19 protein-coding genes, 1 pseudogene and 1 other annotated feature are annotated in these 19,442 nt (G+C 44.7%); of the genes and pseudogenes, 4 read left to right on the forward strand and 16 right to left on the reverse strand.

Annotation, left to right across the window (positions count from 1 at the left end):
• Positions 1–34: 34 nt before the first annotated feature.
• On the reverse strand, positions 35–1,057 hold the full coding sequence (gene cggR / locus SB658_RS12205; protein WP_003228324.1) for a gapA transcriptional regulator CggR: 1,023 nt from the start codon (positions 1,055–1,057) through the stop codon (positions 35–37).
• 297 nt (positions 1,058–1,354) lie between these two features.
• Positions 1,355–2,749, reverse strand: coding sequence for an arabinose-proton symporter AraE (gene araE / locus SB658_RS12210; protein WP_003243899.1), 1,395 nt, complete (start codon positions 2,747–2,749; stop codon positions 1,355–1,357).
• A 203-nt stretch (positions 2,750–2,952) separates the two neighbouring features.
• Between araE and araR the strand changes: the two genes are divergently transcribed.
• Complete coding sequence (gene araR, locus SB658_RS12215) at positions 2,953–4,041, forward strand: arabinose utilization transcriptional regulator AraR (RefSeq protein ID WP_003243070.1); 1,089 nt, start codon at positions 2,953–2,955, stop codon at positions 4,039–4,041.
• A gap of 48 nt (positions 4,042–4,089) precedes the next feature.
• On the opposite strand, the gene SB658_RS12220 is transcribed toward araR, so the two are convergent.
• Positions 4,090–5,100 (reverse strand): LLM class flavin-dependent oxidoreductase, encoded by a 1,011-nt coding sequence (locus SB658_RS12220; RefSeq protein ID WP_003228318.1) that lies wholly within the window; start codon positions 5,098–5,100, stop codon positions 4,090–4,092.
• Between the two features lie 317 nt (positions 5,101–5,417).
• Here SB658_RS12220 and SB658_RS12225 point away from each other — a divergent pair, with 317 nt between their 5' ends.
• Positions 5,418–5,837 carry a hypothetical protein gene (locus tag SB658_RS12225; RefSeq protein WP_029318390.1) on the forward strand — a complete coding sequence of 140 codons (420 nt, stop codon included), beginning with the start codon at positions 5,418–5,420 and terminating at the stop codon, positions 5,835–5,837.
• A 155-nt stretch (positions 5,838–5,992) separates the two neighbouring features.
• On the opposite strand, the pseudogene SB658_RS12230 reads toward SB658_RS12225, so the two are convergent.
• Positions 5,993–6,868: pseudogene (locus SB658_RS12230) on the reverse strand (LysR family transcriptional regulator).
• Between the two features lie 99 nt (positions 6,869–6,967).
• On the opposite strand from SB658_RS12230, the gene SB658_RS12235 reads away from it, so the two are divergent.
• Positions 6,968–7,885: a DMT family transporter gene (locus SB658_RS12235; protein ID WP_003228315.1), complete on the forward strand. Its 918-nt coding sequence runs from the start codon at positions 6,968–6,970 to the stop codon at positions 7,883–7,885.
• A gap of 40 nt (positions 7,886–7,925) precedes the next feature.
• Here SB658_RS12235 and SB658_RS12240 read toward each other — a convergent pair whose 3' ends face one another.
• From SB658_RS12240 to SB658_RS12295, 12 genes are all read right to left on the reverse strand, one after another.
• Positions 7,926–9,269: an amino acid permease gene (locus SB658_RS12240; protein ID WP_029725945.1), complete on the reverse strand. Its 1,344-nt coding sequence runs from the start codon at positions 9,267–9,269 to the stop codon at positions 7,926–7,928.
• 68 nt (positions 9,270–9,337) lie between these two features.
• Positions 9,338–9,573 (reverse strand) — a binding site (T-box leader).
• A 97-nt stretch (positions 9,574–9,670) separates the two neighbouring features.
• Positions 9,671–10,705, reverse strand: a complete 1,035-nt coding sequence (locus SB658_RS12245; protein ID WP_029725946.1) for a glycosyl hydrolase family 18 protein — start codon at positions 10,703–10,705, stop codon at positions 9,671–9,673.
• Positions 10,706–10,812: 107 nt separating this feature from the next.
• Entirely contained in the window at positions 10,813–11,535 is a 723-nt protein-coding gene (gene lutC / locus SB658_RS12250; RefSeq protein ID WP_029725947.1) for a lactate utilization protein LutC, read from the reverse strand.
• Positions 11,535–12,974 (reverse strand): lactate utilization iron-sulfur protein LutB, encoded by a 1,440-nt coding sequence (gene lutB, locus SB658_RS12255; protein WP_014480926.1) that lies wholly within the window; start codon positions 12,972–12,974, stop codon positions 11,535–11,537. Before lutB ends, lutC begins: the two co-directional genes overlap by 1 nt.
• A 26-nt stretch (positions 12,975–13,000) precedes the next feature.
• A complete protein-coding gene (gene lutA, locus SB658_RS12260) occupies positions 13,001–13,717 on the reverse strand; it encodes a lactate utilization iron-sulfur protein LutA (RefSeq protein ID WP_029725948.1) in 717 nt (238 codons plus the stop codon).
• A 174-nt stretch (positions 13,718–13,891) separates the two neighbouring features.
• On the reverse strand, positions 13,892–14,509 hold the full coding sequence (locus SB658_RS12265; RefSeq protein WP_046160859.1) for a DUF2812 domain-containing protein: 618 nt from the start codon (positions 14,507–14,509) through the stop codon (positions 13,892–13,894).
• Positions 14,506–14,835 (reverse strand): PadR family transcriptional regulator, encoded by a 330-nt coding sequence (locus SB658_RS12270; protein WP_046160860.1) that lies wholly within the window; start codon positions 14,833–14,835, stop codon positions 14,506–14,508. Before SB658_RS12270 ends, SB658_RS12265 begins: the two co-directional genes overlap by 4 nt.
• A 122-nt stretch (positions 14,836–14,957) precedes the next feature.
• Positions 14,958–15,560 (reverse strand): two-component system response regulator YvfU, encoded by a 603-nt coding sequence (gene yvfU / locus SB658_RS12275; RefSeq protein WP_064671572.1) that lies wholly within the window; start codon positions 15,558–15,560, stop codon positions 14,958–14,960.
• A 16-nt stretch (positions 15,561–15,576) separates the two neighbouring features.
• The gene (gene yvfT, locus SB658_RS12280) at positions 15,577–16,692 is read right to left on the reverse strand and encodes a two-component system sensor histidine kinase YvfT (RefSeq protein WP_128740737.1); all 1,116 of its coding nucleotides are present in this window, start codon (positions 16,690–16,692) and stop codon (positions 15,577–15,579) included.
• Positions 16,693–16,695: 3 nt separating this feature from the next.
• Positions 16,696–17,433 (reverse strand): ABC transporter permease, encoded by a 738-nt coding sequence (locus SB658_RS12285; RefSeq protein WP_021480631.1) that lies wholly within the window; start codon positions 17,431–17,433, stop codon positions 16,696–16,698.
• Complete coding sequence (locus SB658_RS12290) at positions 17,434–18,339, reverse strand: ABC transporter ATP-binding protein (RefSeq protein ID WP_128740738.1); 906 nt, start codon at positions 18,337–18,339, stop codon at positions 17,434–17,436.
• A 19-nt stretch (positions 18,340–18,358) separates the two neighbouring features.
• Positions 18,359–18,490 (reverse strand): hypothetical protein, encoded by a 132-nt coding sequence (locus tag SB658_RS12295; protein ID WP_269450162.1) that lies wholly within the window; start codon positions 18,488–18,490, stop codon positions 18,359–18,361.
• A 133-nt stretch (positions 18,491–18,623) separates the two neighbouring features.
• Between SB658_RS12295 and rsbQ the strand changes: the two genes are divergently transcribed.
• Positions 18,624–19,433 carry a sigma factor SigB/phosphatase RsbP regulator RsbQ gene (rsbQ, locus tag SB658_RS12300; RefSeq protein ID WP_038829406.1) on the forward strand — a complete coding sequence of 270 codons (810 nt, stop codon included), beginning with the start codon at positions 18,624–18,626 and terminating at the stop codon, positions 19,431–19,433.
• The last annotated feature ends 9 nt before the right edge of the window (positions 19,434–19,442 follow it).

A 19,442-nucleotide genomic window follows, 5' to 3' on the forward strand; every position in this document is an offset into this window, starting at 1 on the left:
CTTTAAATAAGTGAGAGATATTTATATTGAGGGATTATTCATCCCTTAATAACTTCTTTGCGGCTCCTTCGTCTGTGACGAGAACCGTGTTGCGTGGCTTTTTAAAGTAAGCCTCGATCGCTTCGGCTTTTGATGATCCGCCCGCTACCGCAATAATATCGGGAATGGCGTCTATGTCATCCAGCTGCATTCCGACAGAATGCACTTTGTGAACCACTTCGCCGTCCGCGTTAAAATAGTAGCCGAACGCTTCTGTCACCGCGTCGTTATCATCTATTTTCTTTAAGTCTTCTAAAGGCGTGTTTCTGCGCTGAGCCATAGTTTTAGCTTCGCCGATTCCGTGAACCAGCATACTCGCTGATTTAATGGTGTTCAGCACCTCTTTGACTGAAGGCTCTTCAATAATAGATGAATAGGCGCCTTGTGACAGCTGCCCCGGAACAAACAAAAGCCGGTAAGTGCCTGAAGCCTTCTCCGCCATATGCGCGCATATGGTGTTCGCCTGGTTTTTCACGTCTTCGCCTAAACCGCCTCTTGCAGGCACAAACAAAAGCTCGCGGTTTTTAGAATCCGGCGTCATCATTTCGGCGACAGCTTCAATTGTCGTACCGCCAGTTACAGCGACGATATTTTGGCCTGAAAATCTTTTTTTCATACATGCGACAGCCGCTCTTCCCATTTCTTTTTTGACCCATGGGGATTGATCGCTGTCTCCGGATACGATAATGGCATCCTTTAGATTTAAACGTTCTTTTAATGTCTTTTCCAAAAGAGTCAAACCTAAAACATCTTTCATCGTATCTTCCAAAACAGAAAGCAGTTCATAGCCCTCTTCTGTCAATGTCATGCCGTTTGTCTTAATATCGACCAGGTTCTGTTCCTTTAAAAACTGAACCTCGCCCCTCAGCACACGCTCGCTGATTCCGAGACTGGCAGACAGGCTTCTTCGCCCGATGGGTTCTGTCAGCCTGATATACTGCAAGATTTCAAACCTCTTTTGCATAACGAGCAGAAGATCAGGCAATAATTTTTTTTGAGCTTGTATTAACTGGTTCATGACTCAAACGTTCCTTCCTTTTTTGCTGGACATCATATGTCCCGCTATGACAAAAAACGTCCCGTCATAGCCAAAAAAAATCATTTCTGCTTTCTTTAATTATTTTAACAGGGTGGAATTGTTTATTCAACTGTTAAGAGCCAATTCATCGACAATATTCGCAGAGTTTTCATGCCGCGTCGTTTTATCCAGCAATATTTTATCCTATATATCTTTATCTTATACAGAAAGCGCCAAATGGTGCATCCCAATATAAACAGCCCTTCCCGTAGAAAGAGCTGTTTCATTAAAGCGTTTTCATTTTATCCAAAGCTTTTCAATTTCCTCGAGCGATTTGTTCTTCGTTTCCGGACAGATCGTAACGACAAACAGGAAACAAAGGATGTTAATCACCGCAAAGATCCAAAATGTATAGGCGAGCCCGAAAGAATCGATCATCATTGGCACAAACTGTCCGATCGCCCAGTTTGCTCCCCATAAAAAGATGGTCGCAATGCCCGCGGCCCGCGCACGCAGATGGTTCGGGAAGATTTCAGAAATCATAATCCATGTGATCGGTCCGACCGAGACACAGAAAGCAGCGACAAAACCTAATATAAGGACGATCATCATGATCCCGCTTGTTAACTCAAAATAAAACGACGTCCCGATTAAAATCATAAAAATAGCCATAAAAGCAGAACCGATGGACATCAGTTTTTTTCGTCCGACTTTATCAATCAGCAACACCGCAATAACGGTAAAAATAACTTCTACAACCCCGACGATACAAGTCGTCACAAATCCGGCGTTTTGCCCGAATCCCATCATTTTAAAGATTTCCGGCCCGTAGTAAGTAATCGCGTTCATGCCGATGACTTGGTTAAACAGCGCCAGCAGGATTCCAATGACAAGCGCCTTTCTGAGACCCGGCTTAAACAGCTGGGAGAGCGACCCCATTTGTTCTATTTTTAAAGAGTTCTCAATGTTCTTTAATTCTTCTTTTGCAACAGTTTCTCCATTAATACGTGTCAGGATCTTTAAAGCTTCATTTGTTTTGCCCGCTTTCGCCAGCCATCTCGGGCTTTCCGGGACGACGAGCAGGACAAGGAAAAAGATGACGGACGGCACCATTCCGTAAGCAAGCATCCATCTCCAGCCGGTGTGCACGCCCCATTCATATGTTCCAGAACGCTGCACAGCTAGATTAATAAAGTAGGTAGCGGAAATACCCAGTATCGTAAAGAGCTGATATAACGAAGATAAACTTCCGCGTATGGCGGGCGGTGCCGCTTCTGTAATATACGTAACAGAGAGCGATGAGCCCATCCCGATTCCCAGCCCCCCGATAATCCTTGCAATGATTAAGGTGGACACATCTTGAGAAAGCGCTGAAACGATTGCTGATATCGCAAATAACAAAGCGGCTGTCATTAAAATTTTTCTCCGGCCGAATCTGTCACTTAAAAATCCGGATATCCCGACGCCCACAACTCCTCCAATCATAATGCTTGAAATGACAAGTCCCTCCATAAACGGACTCAGGCTGTATAAATCTTTCAGAAAACCGATGGCGCCAGAAATCACTGCCGTGTCATAGCCATACAATAAGCCGCCAAGCCCCGCCGCACATGAGATCAAAATGACAAATCCCATAGAATGGCTTCGTGTTACAGGAACATTTGGTTCTAATTGAGTTGGAGTATTCTTCATTTCCCTGCCCTCCCGAATGTTGAGTAAAGCGTTTACATTATACTTTTCAATTGTACGTACTTATATTAAAATTTAACGAAAATTACATTTAATTAGTACGTACAAATATAGAATAATCTTGTTTGCATTTTCTGTCAATGTTTTCTTACAAAGAACGCTGTGATATACTGAAATTTGTCCGTATACATTTTGGAGGAATGGATATGTTACCAAAATACGCGCAAGTAAAAGAAGAAATCAGTTCTTGGATTAATCAAGGCAAAATACTGCCCGATCAAAAAATCCCTACCGAAAACGAATTAATGCAGCAATTCGGCGTCAGCCGGCATACCATCCGCAAAGCGATCGGAGACCTCGTATCACAAGGTCTGCTGTACAGCGTGCAAGGCGGAGGCACCTTTGTCGCTTCACGCTCTGCTAAGTCAGCGCTGCATTCCAATAAAACGATCGGTGTTTTGACAACCTACATATCAGACTATATTTTCCCGAGCATCATCAGAGGAATCGAGTCCTATTTAAGCGAGCAGGGGTATTCTATGCTTTTGACAAGCACAAACAACAACCCGGACAACGAAAGAAGAGGCTTAGAAAACCTGCTGTCCCAGCATATTGACGGACTCATCGTAGAACCGACAAAAAGCGCCCTTCAAACCCCAAACATCGGCTATTATCTGAACTTGGAGAAAAACGGCATTCCTTTTGCGATGATTAACGCGTCATATGCCGAGCTTGCCGCGCCGAGTTTTACCTTGGATGATGTGAAAGGCGGGATGATGGCGGCGGAGCATTTGCTTTCTCTCGGCCACACGCATATGATGGGTATTTTTAAAGCTGATGACACACAAGGCGTGAAACGGATGAACGGATTTATACAGGCGCACCGGGAGCGTGAGTTGTTTCCTTCTCCGGATATGATCGTGACATTTACAACGGAAGAAAAAGAATCAAAACTTCTGGAGAAAGTAAAAGCCACACTGGAGAAAAACAGCAAGCACATGCCGACAGCCATTCTTTGTTATAACGATGAAATTGCGCTGAAGGTGATTGATATGCTGAGGGAGATGGATCTTAAAGTGCCGGAAGATATGTCTATCGTCGGGTACGATGATTCACATTTCGCCCAAATCTCAGAAGTGAAACTAACCTCTGTCAAACATCCGAAATCAGTGCTTGGAAAAGCAGCCGCCAAATATGTCATTGACTGCTTAGAGCATAAAAAGCCGAAGCAAGAGGATGTCATATTTGAGCCTGAGTTGATCATTCGCCAGTCCGCACGAAAACTGAATGAATAAAAAAAGCAATGTATGGGTCTCCCCGCTACATTGCTTTTTTTATAGTTGTTATCTGTTTTTCCAAACGTCAGCGATGATTTCAAACGAACGCATTCTGTCTGCGTGTTCAAAGGTTTCTGAGTTAACCATAATTTCGTCAGCCTGTGTCGTTTTGACGAAATCTTCAAGCTTCGCCTTCACTTCTTCCGGACCTCCGACAATCGTGGAGCTCAGCTGCTCATTGACCATCGCTTTTTCATACGGGCTCCAGATTTGGTCCATATCCTCAACAGGCGGTTTAAGCTGGTTCGGCGTACCGCGGACAAGATCAAGAAACCTTTGATAATGCGAAGTCGCAAGGTGCTGCGCTTTCTCGTTTGTATCTGCCGCGATAATGGTGACACCGACCATCGCATACGGTTCGTCGAGCACGTCTGACGGCGTGAAGGAATTGCGGTACAGCTCCAAAGCGGGAACCGTATTCGCCGGTGAGAAATGAGCGGCAAAGGCAAACGGAAGACCTAATTCACCTGCCAGACGGGCGCTGAAGCCGCTTGAGCCCAGCAGCCAAATCGGCACGTCTATGCCCTCTCCGGGAATGGCGCGAACTTGATTGCGCACATTTCCTGACGGTTTAAAATAATTGCGCAGTTCCTCTAATTGTTCTGGAAAATCCTCCCCGCTGTTGATGTTTCTGCGGAGTGCTCTGGCTGTCAACTGGTCTGTTCCCGGCGCACGTCCAAGCCCCAGATCAATCCGCCCGGGATACAGTGTTTCCAGTGTGCCGAATTGTTCAGCAATGACTAATGAAGAGTGGTTCGGGAGCATAATGCCGCCGGAACCGACGCGGATTTTCTTCGTGCCTCCGGCAATATGGCCAATCAAAACTGCGGTGGCAGAGCTTGCAACACCTTCTATATTATGATGTTCAGCAAGCCAGTAACGGTGATAGCCCCATTCCTCTGCCCGGCGCGCCAAGTCCATGCTGTTTCGGAATGATTCTGCAATCGTTCCTCCCTGAACAACCGGAGATAAATTCAAGACAGAAAGCAAGGTATCTTTGCGTTGGTTGTTAGACATATTGTTCTCCTTTGCAAATGTGTTATCAGTAAACAGCCCAAAGCTGTCAGGTCATGATTGAAAGAACTTCTATCACACCATAACACAACTGCATTCAGGAATAAAAGAATTTGATTCGATGAAATTCGAACAATGTAAAAAGCATTTATTATACAAATAAATAAAAACTAAAAAATTGTTTCTTCAAACTCACTTTGATTACCAAACTTAAACTAAAAACAGTATCTTCTATTTTTGTTATATATATTTAGTTGTTGATAACCAGAAAACCCCATGATATATTATGGTATATATTAAATAAAAAGGAGATATTTCCTATGAAAAAAACAAGTATAAAAATTTCAGTTATTACAGCATTTACCCTGGCTATTATGTTGTTTTTCGGAAGTTCTAATGCATTAGCAGCCGGCTTTGATTCTGGTAAAATGGAAGATATAAACGTTTGGGGTTATACCGACGCTTCTCATTATACTAAAAAAGCCACATCCGTAGATTTTCTTATCGGTACCAGCTATCCATTTGGTCATAAAAAGGGAACACTATACCTCCAGCGCAAATCAGGGAAATCATGGAAAACATGCAAAAGTAAAACATTTGATTTTGTATATCATGTTGAAAAGTCATTCCCATTAAAAGGATGTTCAACTGGTTATTACAGAATCAAAGCTAAAATTACATATTCTTATAGCAAAGATTATTCATATAATTATTCGAATTCATTCAAAGTAAATCGATAAATTATTAAGCTGTCAGGTAAACTCGACAGCTTTTTATATTATTTAAAAACCATTCGTGTTAGATTCAATTTGTTTTATTACTCCAATATATAGAAGAAACTTCATTAACCAATTTATTGAATTCATTGTTAATAGAAACTAATATAATTAGTGATTTATTTTCCAAACAACTCCTTAGCCATCTCAATAAAGAGCTTAGCCGCCAGAGAAGCCTCCTTTAGCGACGGAACAGCAAGCTGCACATCACGGTATACCTGCGGGTCCAATTCCCGGGTCACCACATGCTCCGGCAGCGGCATCCCCGACATGGACATTTCTGATAAAATGGCCAGGCCCAGTCCTTCTCTGATCATACTGATCGAGGTGTTGATGTTATAGACCGTGAAAGCTGGGTGCAGCGTAGCGCCCGCCTGCCTGAACATATCGACAAATGGTGATTCATAGCCTCCGTCACAGACGATCATCGGTTCATGGTCAAGATCTTTCAGCGTAATGGCCGAATGACTGGCAAGCGGGTGATCGTCCCTGAGCACGACAGCCATTTTGTCTTTTTTCAAATGAATGTACTCCATCTCCTCTGTTGGATACAGAAGAATCCCGACATCTATCATCCGCGTATGAAGCCACTCCTTGACTTCATTTACAGTTCCCTCGTGCAGCACGAGCTAAAGTTTCGGATATTTTTGTTTAAATTCACTGATCAGCTTTGGCATAAAATAAGCCGAGGCAGTTGAGAATGTGCCGATATGAATCGTTCCCAGTTCAAGCCCTTTTTCCGCTGCTGCTACCTGCTCAACTTTTTCAATGCCTTTTAAGACTTCTCTAATGTGTACTAAGATCTGTTTTCCCGTATCCGTCAGCATCAGGCCATTGCGGCGGTCACGAATGATCAGCTTTACATCAAGCTCAGCTTCGATCGCAGAAATCGCATGGCTGACAGCCGGCTGTGTCATGTTCAGCGCCTGACCCGCTTTTGTAAAGCTTCCCGTTTCAGCTATTTTCACAAAAACCTTTAATTGTGTAATGGTCATAACAATTTACTTATGCTCCTTATAAAAAAGATTCATTTTATTTATCTTATGTTCTACCGTATCATATGATGGAAAAGTTCTACAAGGAGTGAATGAACAATGAAGCAGCTCTCAAAAACGCGGACAGCTCTCCTGCTCGCATTTCTCGTCATCATGTGGGGCGTCAATTGGCCGCTGTCCAAAGCCGCGCTCGCCTATTCTCCGCCATTATTGTTCGCGGGCATCCGAACACTGATCGGCGGGCTTTTATTAGTCATTGTCGCACTGCCGCGTATTCATAAATTACGCTTAAAAGAAACGTGGCCGATTTATCTTGTTTCTGCTCTTTTAAATATTACGTTATTCTACGGCCTGCAAACGATCGGGCTGAATTATCTTCCGGCCGGCCTGTTTTCTGCAATCGTCTTCTTCCAGCCTGTTCTGATGGGTGTATTTTCTTGGCTGTGGCTCGGCGAATCCATGTTTGTAATGAAAGTGATCGGCCTCATCCTCGGTTTTGCGGGAGTAGCCGTCATTAGTGCTGCGGGCTTTGGCGGGCATATTTCTGTCATTGGGGTTCTGCTGGCTCTCGGCTCCGCAGTCAGCTGGGCGCTCGGGACGGTATATATGAAAAAAACAGGCAGCCGCGTCGATTCCATCTGGATGGTCGCTCTGCAGCTGACGATCGGAAGCGTGTTTCTGCTTATATCCGGCTTTTGGACAGAAAGCTTTTCGGCGATCCAATGGACAGCTCCGTTTATCACGAGCCTGCTGTTCATCTCCGTATTCGTTATCGCGCTCGGCTGGCTTGTCTTTTTTACGCTTGTCGGTTCAGGAGAAGCAAGCAAGGTCGCATCTTATACTTTTTTGATTCCGCTCATATCAATCGTGGCCAGCTCCATTTTCCTGCATGAACCGCTCACCCTTAGCCTCTTGGCAGGGCTGCTGCTGATTGTCACGAGCATCTGTCTCGTGAATACAAAATCAAAAGCGCAGAAAGCTGCGGCGATTGGTATAAACGAGAAAGCTGCACAATAATAAAAACCCTCTTGCCGGATGCGGCAAGAGGGTTTCTTATTTACTGATGCTTGCGTCCTTTGACCAAATATGCAACTGTAATCAAAAGGTAGATCGCCGCAGTAATGCCGGTAATGACAATTGATGTTGTCATGATGACCCCGATCAGAATGGCGAGTAATGCCACAATCGCAAACCATGTCGTGTACGGGAACCATTTTACATAATAGGCCGGTGTTTCCGTTTGCTGTTTTCTCGATTTTAAATGAGCGAATCCGATGATCAGCCAAATGAATAAAACGGTATATCCCAATGATCCCATTAAATAATTAAATGTTTGGCTTCCTGCGAACAGAGAAATCAATACGCCAATATAGAGAGAAGAAGTGCACATCAGAATCGCAAACATCGGTACGTTTTTCGATGAAAGCTTCGAGAAGATTTTTGGAAGCCTTCCGTCACTTGCCTGTGTATACAAAATGCGTGATGATCCGTATAAACCTGAATTCATAGAAGAAATGATCGCCAGCAGGATGACTGCATTCATGATATGATCCGCGCCCGGAATGCCTACCATTTTAAAGACCATCACGAAAGGACTTTCCGGAACCGAATTGACTTGGTTCCATGGAATCAGGCTGACGATGATGAAAAACGGCAGCAGGTAAAACGCGACAATCCGTGTCAGTGTGCTGCGGACAGCTTTCGGGACAACCTTTTCCGGATTTTTTGTCTCTGCAAGCGTTACACCGATAATTTCTGTACCGCCGTAAGAGTAGATGACGACAAGCATCGCCGTGATCAGCCCTGTGCCGCCGTGCGGGAAAAATCCGCCGTGGTCTGTCAGGTTGGAAAATCCGGATGCTGTATGATCACCGAATGATACAAATAAGAGCAGCAATCCCAGAATAATAAAGATAATAATAACGGTAATCTTGATCATTGCCAGCCAATATTCAGTTTCGGCGAAGATTTTAACAGAAAGCAAGTTTACAATCGTGACGATAAGAGAAATTCCTAATGCCAACACCCAGATCGGGCAGCCCGGCAGCCAATATTGAATGAAAATCGCAGCTACAACAGCTTCAGCCGCAATGTTAAGCACCCACATTTTCCAGTAGATCCAGTCCAAAAAGTAAGCGGCGTAATTTCCCAATACCTGCTGGACAAGATCACGGAAGGTTCTGGCGTTACGGTTTCGAACAGCCATTTCCGCCAGCCCCTGCATAATAAACAGCAAAATAATCCCGCCGAGCAGGTATGCGATAATGACAGATGGCCCTGCCACATCGATCGCTGAGCTGCTCCCCTTAAATAAACCTGCGCCGATTGCTCCGCCCAGCGCCATCATCATAATATGGCGGGACGTCATCGTGCGTTTTAACGTTTGATTGTCGTTTTTCATCCTCTTCTACCTCTCCTTCTCGTTTTCAAAAACAAAAAAGCCCGCCGTCTCCTACCTAATCTAATAGATAAAGAGACGACGAGCCTTCGGCTGACCGCGGTACCACTCTTGTTGATTCTTCATAAAGAATCCTGCTTTTGACCTGTAACGAAGGTTAGCCGTTAAAACATAGGGAATATTCAATCTATTCCGTTCCGTCTTACCACTCCCGGGCGAGTTCAAAGAAGAATCAGGCTGCGTCGCACCACCCCGCAGCTCTCTGTTCTGATCACTTTCTTTTACTGCTCCCAATCTATGTGTTTTAGTTTTCTGAAAAACTCAAATTTTATGATCTGAATATATTAACATAATATACGTGCTTCTCTTTTAACTGTCAATAACTTCAGAGAAAAAAGAAACTGTTATTTTGTCCCTTTTCGAATGGCTTTCCAAAAGGATTCTGATTCGTTTCCTAATGCGTAAACTGAAACACCTGCTATTTTATATTGCTTTGCCAGATGGCTTTTCGTTTGAACGGTTTTTTCGTTTTCATACCACACGACATGTTTATGCTTCTTTTTGTCAACATAAGAAAACGTCATCGAGCCTGATTTTTTGTTGAATGCCGGCTTTGCTTTTTGTTTTTTGATGAGGGATTTGAGCTCATTCCATTCCCTTATTGTGCTGGTACTTCCGTCTTTTACATCCCAGTCATAGCCGTACGCAGGGATTCCCATGATGACTTTATTGGCTTTGATCTTTTTGACTGAAAACTGCAGAGAGCTTTTGATCCAGTTTGTGCTTGCCACTGACCCCGGCTCACCCCAAATGCCGTGTTCATCGTAGGTCATGACTTGTACGAAGTCGGCATATTTGCCGATTTTCGCATAATCATACGGCCAGCTCCAGTCATCATTTTTATCATCGGCGCTTTTGGCCGGAACGGATACCATTGTTTTAATATGTTTCTTATTCAAAGCCTGTGAGACATATTGAATGAAGTTCGAGTATGCAGCGCGGTCTTCTGGATTTACTGCTTCAAAATCGATATTGATTCCGTAATATGAGTGCTTTTTGGCCAGTGTAATTAACTGATCTGTGAATCGTTTTTTCGCTGTTTTATTACTCATGACTCGACTCGCTAAATCTCCGTCAAAGTCATAAATGGCATCATTATAGTTTGAAATGACAGCCCATGTCTTGATTTTTTTCTTTTTCGCATATGTCAGCTGCTTAGTTGGGGCATCGCCAATCACATGTCCGTTTTTTTCAAACGCAAACGTATCGGTTGCGATGGCATTCATGTATGTATGATATTTCGTGAGAGAATTGTATGAAGCCGTATCCCCAGTCGTGTAGCCTAGTGTCATTCCGACTGCCTTCGCTTCTGTTTTTGTATACATAAACAGAACAATCGCAATCGCCAGTGAAACCGCTATGATCAGCCACTTTTTCATCGCATTTCCTCCTATTTCAAGTCATACTCTTCTCATCGGCCAAAAAATTGGAAGTTGAAGTTTTTTCAAGCAAAAAGCCCGGCATATGCCTGCCGGGCTTCCTGAGTTCAGCGGTCAGAGATGAGAATATATGCTGCCTTTACTGGTCCGTGCACCCCCACAACTAAATCCATTTCAATGTCGGCTGAGTTACTCGGTCCGGTAATGTAGTTGATACATGAAGGAACAGTGACACCGTTCGCAATGTTTTGGCGGATGATATCACTGGCTTGTGTCATTCTCGGTACAATGCTTGATTTCGGCACGATCGCAATATAAGTCGTCGGCAAAAGGCTGACAGAGCGGCCGATGTCTTTTGAGGAGAAGAGGACAACCGTCCCCGACTCAGCCAATGTAATTTCGCTGAATGTAATCCCTACATTGGCTTGCTCCGCTTTTTTGATATTTTCCTCGCCTTTGTCAGCATCCCACTCCCAGACCGGCGTTCCTTCACTCGGCCAGTCCTTGGTGAGCAGGCTTTTCAGTCCGTATTCTTCAAAGCGGGGGTCCTTCGGAATGATGACAGGGCCTCCGGAAAAGCGGCTGACTTGCTCGCGCAGGGCATCATAAAGGCCGGTTGAATCCGTTTCAATCAGCTCTGTATGGATTTTGACACAATGGTTTTTGAGCACTGTGACTAAGTCATCCGCTGAATAACCTTCAAGTGTTTTATATTGCGGCTGATGCGCCCATTCAGGGACTGCCACGCCTCCTGTTCTTCTTTCACGGCCCAGGCTGGATGCGATTCGATTTAAAAAGCTCTCTTGATTCTGAATGGTTCCCTTCGTCATCACTGCTCCTCCTTCGTGCGTTCACTTGTTTCTCTGTCCGCAAACCAGTCTCTGAATCTCGATTTATGCGGTGCCGGGAAGTCACGGATCTGTGTCCAATTTTTAAGCGGGCCGGGCCCTTTCGAAATTTTTTCGTCCTCTGTAAAAGGCGTCATGGCGGCCGGCGCCCATTTTGAGCCCATTTTGTAAAGCGATAAAGAGGATGCGCCAAGTCCGAATGCTTTCATTGCAAGCTTTTCACTGATCGGCGCTCTGCCTTCTTTTTCGACGATATTCTGACGATGCTTGAGTAGCAGCTCATGAAGCGGGATTTTGACCGGGCAGGCTTCTGAACAAGCAGCGCACAGTGAAGATGCGTACGGCAGCTCCTTATAATCGTCATAACCGCCGAGCAACGGTGATAAAACCGCTCCGATCGGCCCCGAGTAGATTGAGCCGTATGAATGTCCGCCGACATGGCGGTACACAGGACAGACATTGATACAGGCTGCACAGCGGATACATTGCAGCACAGACTGGAATTCCGTTCCAAGGATATTGGATCGTCCATTGTCAACGATGACAAGATGAAATTCTTCCGGACCGTCCACTTCACCTTCCAGCTTCGGACCCGTCAAAGCTGTAATATAGCTTGTCAGCCGCTGTCCGACAGCACTTCTTGTCAGCATGCTGACTAGCACTTCAAATTCAGAAAATGACGGGACAATCCGCTCCATTCCCATGACGGTAATTTGTGTTTTCGGCAAGGTGCTCACAAGCCGTCCATTTCCTTCATTGGTCACAAGGCTGACGGAACCCGTGTCAGCGATGGCGAAGTTACAGCCGGTAATGCCGATATCCGCTTCCAGAAACTTTTTCCGGAGAATGGCGCGCGCATGCATCACCAGCTCTTCCGGTTTTTCTGTATGTTGATAGTCCAGCCTTTCTTTAAACACATCGCGTATCTGCTCTTTATTTTTATGAAGGGCGGGCGCAACGATATGTGACGGCGGATCGTGATCATCGATCTGCAAAATATACTCGCCGAGATCGGTTTCTACGACTTCACAGCCTTCCTTCTCCAGCACCTCATTCAGATTGATTTCCTCTGTGACCATTGATTTAGATTTCACAATTTTCTTCCCGTTCTTCTTTTGAATGACATCACGAATATAAGAAGACGCCTCTTCCGCTGTTTCCGCGAAATAGACATGTCCGCCTCTTTTCGCCACATTTTCGGCAAGCTGTCCAAGATAGAAATCAAGGTTTTCAAGGACATGCTGCCTGATTTCCTCTGATAATGAGCGCCACTCCTCCCAGTTTCCCAGTTCTTCTGCTGCCTCTAGGCGCCGCGTCCGCAGACGCTCCTGTGCACCCGAAACAGCGCCTCTCATAAATTCATTATCAATCCCCTGTGATACCCGCTCTTTAAAAGCGTCAGTACCGATTTTCATCGCCATGATCCTTTCCCCCTCTGAATCCAGTTTTATCTGCTGTTGAGCACTTCGGCGATGTGCATCACTTTGACATTCTTATCTTTTCGGCCAAGCCGTCCCCCGATATTCATCAAACAGCCGCAGTCAGCACCGATCAGCACCTCTGCTCCCGTTTCCTCCACACATTCGACTTTTTCATCGACCATCTGCTCAGAAATCTGCGCCATCTTGACGGAGAACGTTCCTCCGAATCCGCAGCAGTTATGTTTGCCCGGAAGCTCTGTAAACTGCAGGCCCTTCACATGGCTCAACAGCTTCATCGGCTCCTCCCGAACACCCAGCAGCCTAGTCATATGGCACGACGTATGTAAGGTCGCTTTTGTATGAAGGGTCGCGCCGACATCCTCTACTCCAAGTACGTTCACAATAAAATCTGTCAGTTCATACGTTTTATCCGCCAGCTTTTTCGCTTTATCGGCCCATTTCGGATCATCCTGAAACAGGTGCGGATACTCCCGGAACATCGTTGTGCAGGAACCGGAAGGACTGACAACATATTCAGAATCCTGAAACGTTTCGATCATCCGTTTCATTGCTTTTTTGGCGTCATTTACATAGCCGCTGTTGTAAGCCGGCTGCCCGCAGCAAATCTGCCCTTCCGGAAAATCAACCTCACACCCAAGCCGCTCCAGCAGCTCAACCGTTGCTTTTCCGACATTTGTTTGAAACATATCAACAAGACAAGTGACAAAAAGTGAGACTTTCATGATGAACCCCTCTCTCATCCCCAATATATGATCAGGTCATCTGATGACCTGAGTTAAAATAACTATATGAATATCGTACACTATTCTGACAATGGAAGGAAAGGGTTTTCTAAACATCTCGGCAATAAAAAACGCCTGTTCCACTGGACAGACGTTCATAGCACTACACACTTTTTAATGGCCATACAGGCACTTTCTGTATTTTTTAAATGTCTTTACAAATGAATAAAAGAAGCTAAGAGCGCTAAGGAGAACAATCCAGCCCGCTACCCCTCTCATCAGTGCAAAAGGTGTTTCAAACAAAAAGGCTCTGATAAAAGCTGCTCCCGTCTTATCCCACAGGCCCGGCGTATAATACAAACTCTGGGGACGGATAAATAAATCAGCAGTCAAACCATTAGTAGTAAAGAGGATCATGATGAAGGATAAGAATATAAAAGAAAGTGCAAAGTACGATTGCAATAGGCGTTTATATCTTCCGGCTCTGGATTCTGTATCCGAAAAAATATCGTCTGATGCACTGGCTTTCTCTTTTCTAAAATAATGCAGGCCTTGTGAACTGAAAAGATGCTTCCATCCGCTGTCTTCAAAGAGAGTTCGATAATCAGTAAAATCTCCCGGATGTTTAAAGGTGCGATAGTCTATTTTGACGGTAGAATTGTCAGACGATGTTTCATCTGAAAAACAATAGGATAAAAAAACTTTCCCTTTTAATTCGCACCCCTTATCTGCCATCTTATTCAGCCATTGTTCCTCACTGTCTATGTCCATAAAATATCTGTATTTCTTCATATGGTCTCCCCCTTTTTATTTACTTCCTGCCTCGTTATGTCAACCAGCCGCTCCATTCTCTCCATATCCTTCCACAACACATTTCTTCCCAGTTCAGTGATAATATATGTTTTTCTGCGGCGATCTTCACTTGGATAAGGCTCTATCAATTGATGCTTCAATAAGTTTTCAATTGCGCCATAAAGAGTTCCAGGCGCCATTTTAACTCTTCCGCCGCTAAGATCTTCAATATTTTTCATAATGATGTAGCCGTGAGCAGGATGTAACAAAGATAAAAGAACATAGTAAACAGTCTCAGTCAGCGGCAAATGCTTATTGTCATTCATATAACAGCCTCCAATATTCAGTATAACTGTATAATCCCATCATATACAGTTATACTGAATATTACAACCATAAATGACCAGCTAAACACAAAAAAACCCGGCTATAAATAACCAGGTTTCCATTAAATCCATCCCTTTTCCTCAGCAATGCTGGCGGCTTCTGTCCGATTTCTCGCATGAAGCTTTTGGATGATTTCTGAGATATAGTTTCGAACTGTGCCTTGAGATAAATAGAGCTCAAGCGTAATGTCTTTAGTTGTCTTGCCTAAAGCCGCAAGCCTCAGAATTTCTTGCTCTCTAACGGTTAGCGGATTTTCGTCTCGCATCATATTAAACGTCAGCTCGGGGCTGAAGACACGTTTTCCCTTTACACATTTTCGAATGGCATCGGCCAGATCGTCAATTTCGCCGTCTTTCAGCAGATAGCCATGTGCACCGGCCTTTACGGCGCGTTCAAAATATCCGGGGCGGGCAAAGGTGGTTAAAATAATGACCTTGCTGACGCAGCCTTTTTTCATTAATTCCTCTGCCACATCCAGCCCGCTTCGAACCGGCATTTCAATGTCCATAATGCATACATCCGGCTCCAGCTTCAAAATAGCATGTAGCGCCTCTTCCCCGTTTAATGCTTGTCCGATGACTGTCATATCCTCTTCTAAATCAAGCAAAGATCCCAAAGCGCCTAAAAGCATTCGCTGGTCCTCAGCAATAAACAGACGAATCATTCTTTTCGTCCTCCAATCATTCTGCTTTTTTAATAAGCGGAATCGTCAGTGCCACAACCGTTCCGTTATGATCTGAAACCGTTAATCCCCCTTCAATGAGTATGAGCCGTTCTTCCATTCCCCGCAGGCCATTCCCAAACATTTTCTCCTTCGGCGCTCCCTTTCCGTCATCCCGTATCACGATCCTCATTTTGTCAGCAAGCTGAGAAATGGTGATGGCACAGTGGGTTGCTTTGCTGTGCTTGATAATGTTAGTCACGGCTTCCCGCATACACATACTGATAATATTTTGAGTGACGGGAGATATCGCTGAAAAGTCGTCGGCTCCTTCGTATTGAAAGGTAATGTTCCCCGCTCTTAATATGTGCTGAATGTTTACGAGCTCCTCTGTTATCGTGACCGTTCTCATATCAGAAACCAGCTCTCGAACTTGCTTGAGTGCGGAGCGTGAACTGGTTTCCATTTCTTTTGCCTCAAGCTTGGTCCGTTCTATATCAGATGCAGCCAGCCGCTGAATGAGCTGGCTTTTTAATGTAAGCAGCGACAGGGTGTGGCCAAGAGTATCGTGAAGATCACGGGCGATTCGAACACGCTCCTCCCTTTTAGAGAGTTCTTTTATCTGTTCGTTGGCTTGTGCAAGCTTAGCTTCAAGCTCAATTCTCCGAAACATAGAACGAATGCCGAATGGAGAAATGAGCATAATGACGAGAAACGGGAGAACAGAAAAAAGCTCCCGGAGCGAGACCGAATTCGCGATAAATTGGTATAGGCATGGAAAAAGCAGTATAAAGATTAAAGCGCAGAACGCACGGTTAAAATTCGTTTTCTCTTTGTAATAACCAACAAAGTTTGCCGGGAAAAAACCTAAGTATATATAGGTGATATTGTAAAACACACTATATATCAGAATAACCGCCATTTGCACGATAAGCCAATATGTAAACGAAGCTCTGCCAACGCTGCAGAATAACTGGCGATATGCGGCTGCAAAAAGGAGCAGCATGCCATATCCGATCACCTGTTTGACCCCTGATTCTTTTAATAAAGAGAGGAATGGCATAATGGTATACACCAGAAAGATATAAGGGAAAAACCCGAATTCCTTCGGGAAAATAGATATTGCCTTTTTCATGTATTACACCGCTTCTTGTTTTCTTCTTATATATTTAGATAGTAGCATGAAGAGCATCATATAAGCGATTAATATCAGAATATTTTTCCAAGTCGGACTCCCACCCCGGACAAGTTCCCACGCTCCGCTCCCGAAATGATAAGACGGAAGCCACTGGCCAATGCTCTGCATCATGTCAGGCATGACCTCAAACGGCATCCACATCCCTCCGCCTAAAGCCAGCAGCATATAAAGCACATTACTGATTCCGGCCGCTGTTTCTACTTTTCTCATGAGGCCGATTAGTGTGCCTAATGCTAAAAAAGGCAATGCGCCAAACAAAATCCACAGTCCGCTCATCATCCATTCAAACGGTGACAAGGCAATATCATTGATGATTGCGCCGAACAGAAATATGACGGTAATCGATAAAACGTGAATGACACTTTGGCCGATCATCTGAGCTGATAAATAGATATGATCCGGAAGAGGCGTAAGGCGGATAAAGGCGGTCCAGCCTTGTGACCGCTCTTGTACCATTCGGATGCCAAGCGTCATGATAGAGGAACCCATCACGCTGAAGACTGTCATCGACATCAGGTAATGGGCTTCCCATGCACGTTGATCAGGGACGTTGGTATTCACTACATTTGTAAAGAAATAATAAAAGGCAATCGGCATGATCAGAGACCAAAGCACAAAGTACTTGTTCCTAAGCACCCTTTTCATTTCAGCGATGCTTTGCTTTTGCAGCATGTTCACTCACATCGCCTCCCTGTTGCCGTCAGCCAGCTGGCGAAATGCCTCATCGAGCGTCGCTTGCTCAATTCGAATATCTCGTACTGGGATGTTTTCTTGAAAGATCAGCGCCAACACTTTATCTGTATTTGATGTCTGGATGATGGTTCTTTCATGCTCATGGATCACTCTCTCGACTTCCGGGTGACAAGACAGCCTTTCCAATGATTCACTTGAATGAAGCGTAAAGGAAACAGACTGTTTTTGAATTCTTGAGCGGATTTGCATTGGTGAGTCGTCTGCAACAAGCCGTCCTTCAGTAAAAAATAGGATTCGCTGTGCGGCATCGTCTGCTTCTTGTAAATAATGAGTTGAAAAAATAATTGTTTTTCCTTGGTCCGACAGTCCGTGAATGGTCTGCCAGAATCGATGTCTTGATGAAGTATCCATGCCGACTGTCGGTTCATCAAGTATAAGCAGCTCCGGGTTCCCGGCAAGAGCCAAAGCAAAGCTCAAACGGCGTTTTTGTCCGCCGGATAATTTTTCTGCTCTTGTTTTCAAATCTTCTTTGGTGAGTGCTGTTAACGAAACGAGTTCTTTCATGGACAATGGATTCGGATAATAGCTCCGGAAGAGTTCAAGAATTTCATCCACCTTAAGGCCCGGCATGACACTCACTTCCTGAAGCATTACACCTATTTTTTCACGAACCAGTTGATCATCGGGAACCCGGTTAAATAGTTTGATTTCTCCCTCACTCGGTTTCAGCAATCCTAATATCATAGAGATGACGGTCGTCTTCCCTGCCCCATTTGGCCCGAGAATGGCTGCAATTTCTCCTTTTTCAATACTGAAGCTGATGTGGTTTACAGCGGTTTTTCGCTGGAAATGTTTTGTCACGTTGCTTACTGTTATTGCTTCTTTCATCACATGAGCACCTCCTGATCGTTTACATTGATTGTAAAATGACGGAGAAGACGATGTTAGTATGGGGTGTCATGATGATGGAGTGACAAATGTCATTTTTTTTCTCACCCCGGTGTCTAGGCAATCCTCCTCCTGAATCTTCCAATTCATCCATCTTTTCTATCTCCCATGTCCTCTTTCTTTTAAACTGCTGTGACATTCATAGAAAGATACACTCTTCAAACCATCCGAGTGTTATGATAGAAATATTGAACTTTATATTACTTTCCGGCTGAAAGGAGCCAATCATGAACGAAGCGATTTTGTCTAGAAATCATGTGAAGGTGAAAGGCAGCGGCAAAGCATCTATCATGTTCGCACCTGGTTTTGGATGCGATCAAAGCGTGTGGAATGCCGTGGCACCTGCCTTTGAAGAAGATCATCGGGTGATTTTATTTGATTACGTCGGTTCGGGACATTCAGATTTGCGCGCATATGACATGAATCGTTACCAGACACTTGACGGCTATGCCCAGGATGTTCTTGATGTTTGTGAAGCTTTAGATCTGAAGGAAACCGTGTTTGTGGGGCACTCCGTCGGGGCCTTGATTGGGATGCTTGCATCCATCCGCCGCCCGGAGCTTTTTTCCCATCTGGTGATGGTGGGGCCTTCTCCTTGCTATTTGAATGATCCGCCTGAGTATTACGGAGGATTTGAAGAGGAGCAGCTCCTTGGCTTGCTGGAGATGATGGAGAAAAATTATATCGGCTGGGCAACTGTATTTGCGGCAACCGTTCTGAATCAGCCAGATCGGCCTGAAATTAAGGAAGAGCTTGAAAGCCGTTTTTGTTCTACTGATCCTGTCATTGCCCGCCAATTCGCGAAAGCGGCGTTTTTTTCTGATCACCGAGAGGATCTTTCGAAGGTAACGGTTCCCTCTCTTATTCTCCAATGTGCAGATGATATCATCGCACCTGCAACAGTAGGTAAGTATATGCATCAGCATCTGCCTTATAGCAGTCTGAAACAAATGGAGGCTCGCGGACATTGCCCTCATATGAGCCATCCAGATGAGACGATACAGCTGATCGGCGATTATTTAAAAGCACACGTGTGATATAGGAAC

Origin of the sequence: Bacillus sp. SIMBA_008 (assembly GCF_046535495.1) — a bacterium.
In the GTDB taxonomy this organism is placed as follows: domain Bacteria; phylum Bacillota; class Bacilli; order Bacillales; family Bacillaceae; genus Bacillus; species Bacillus subtilis.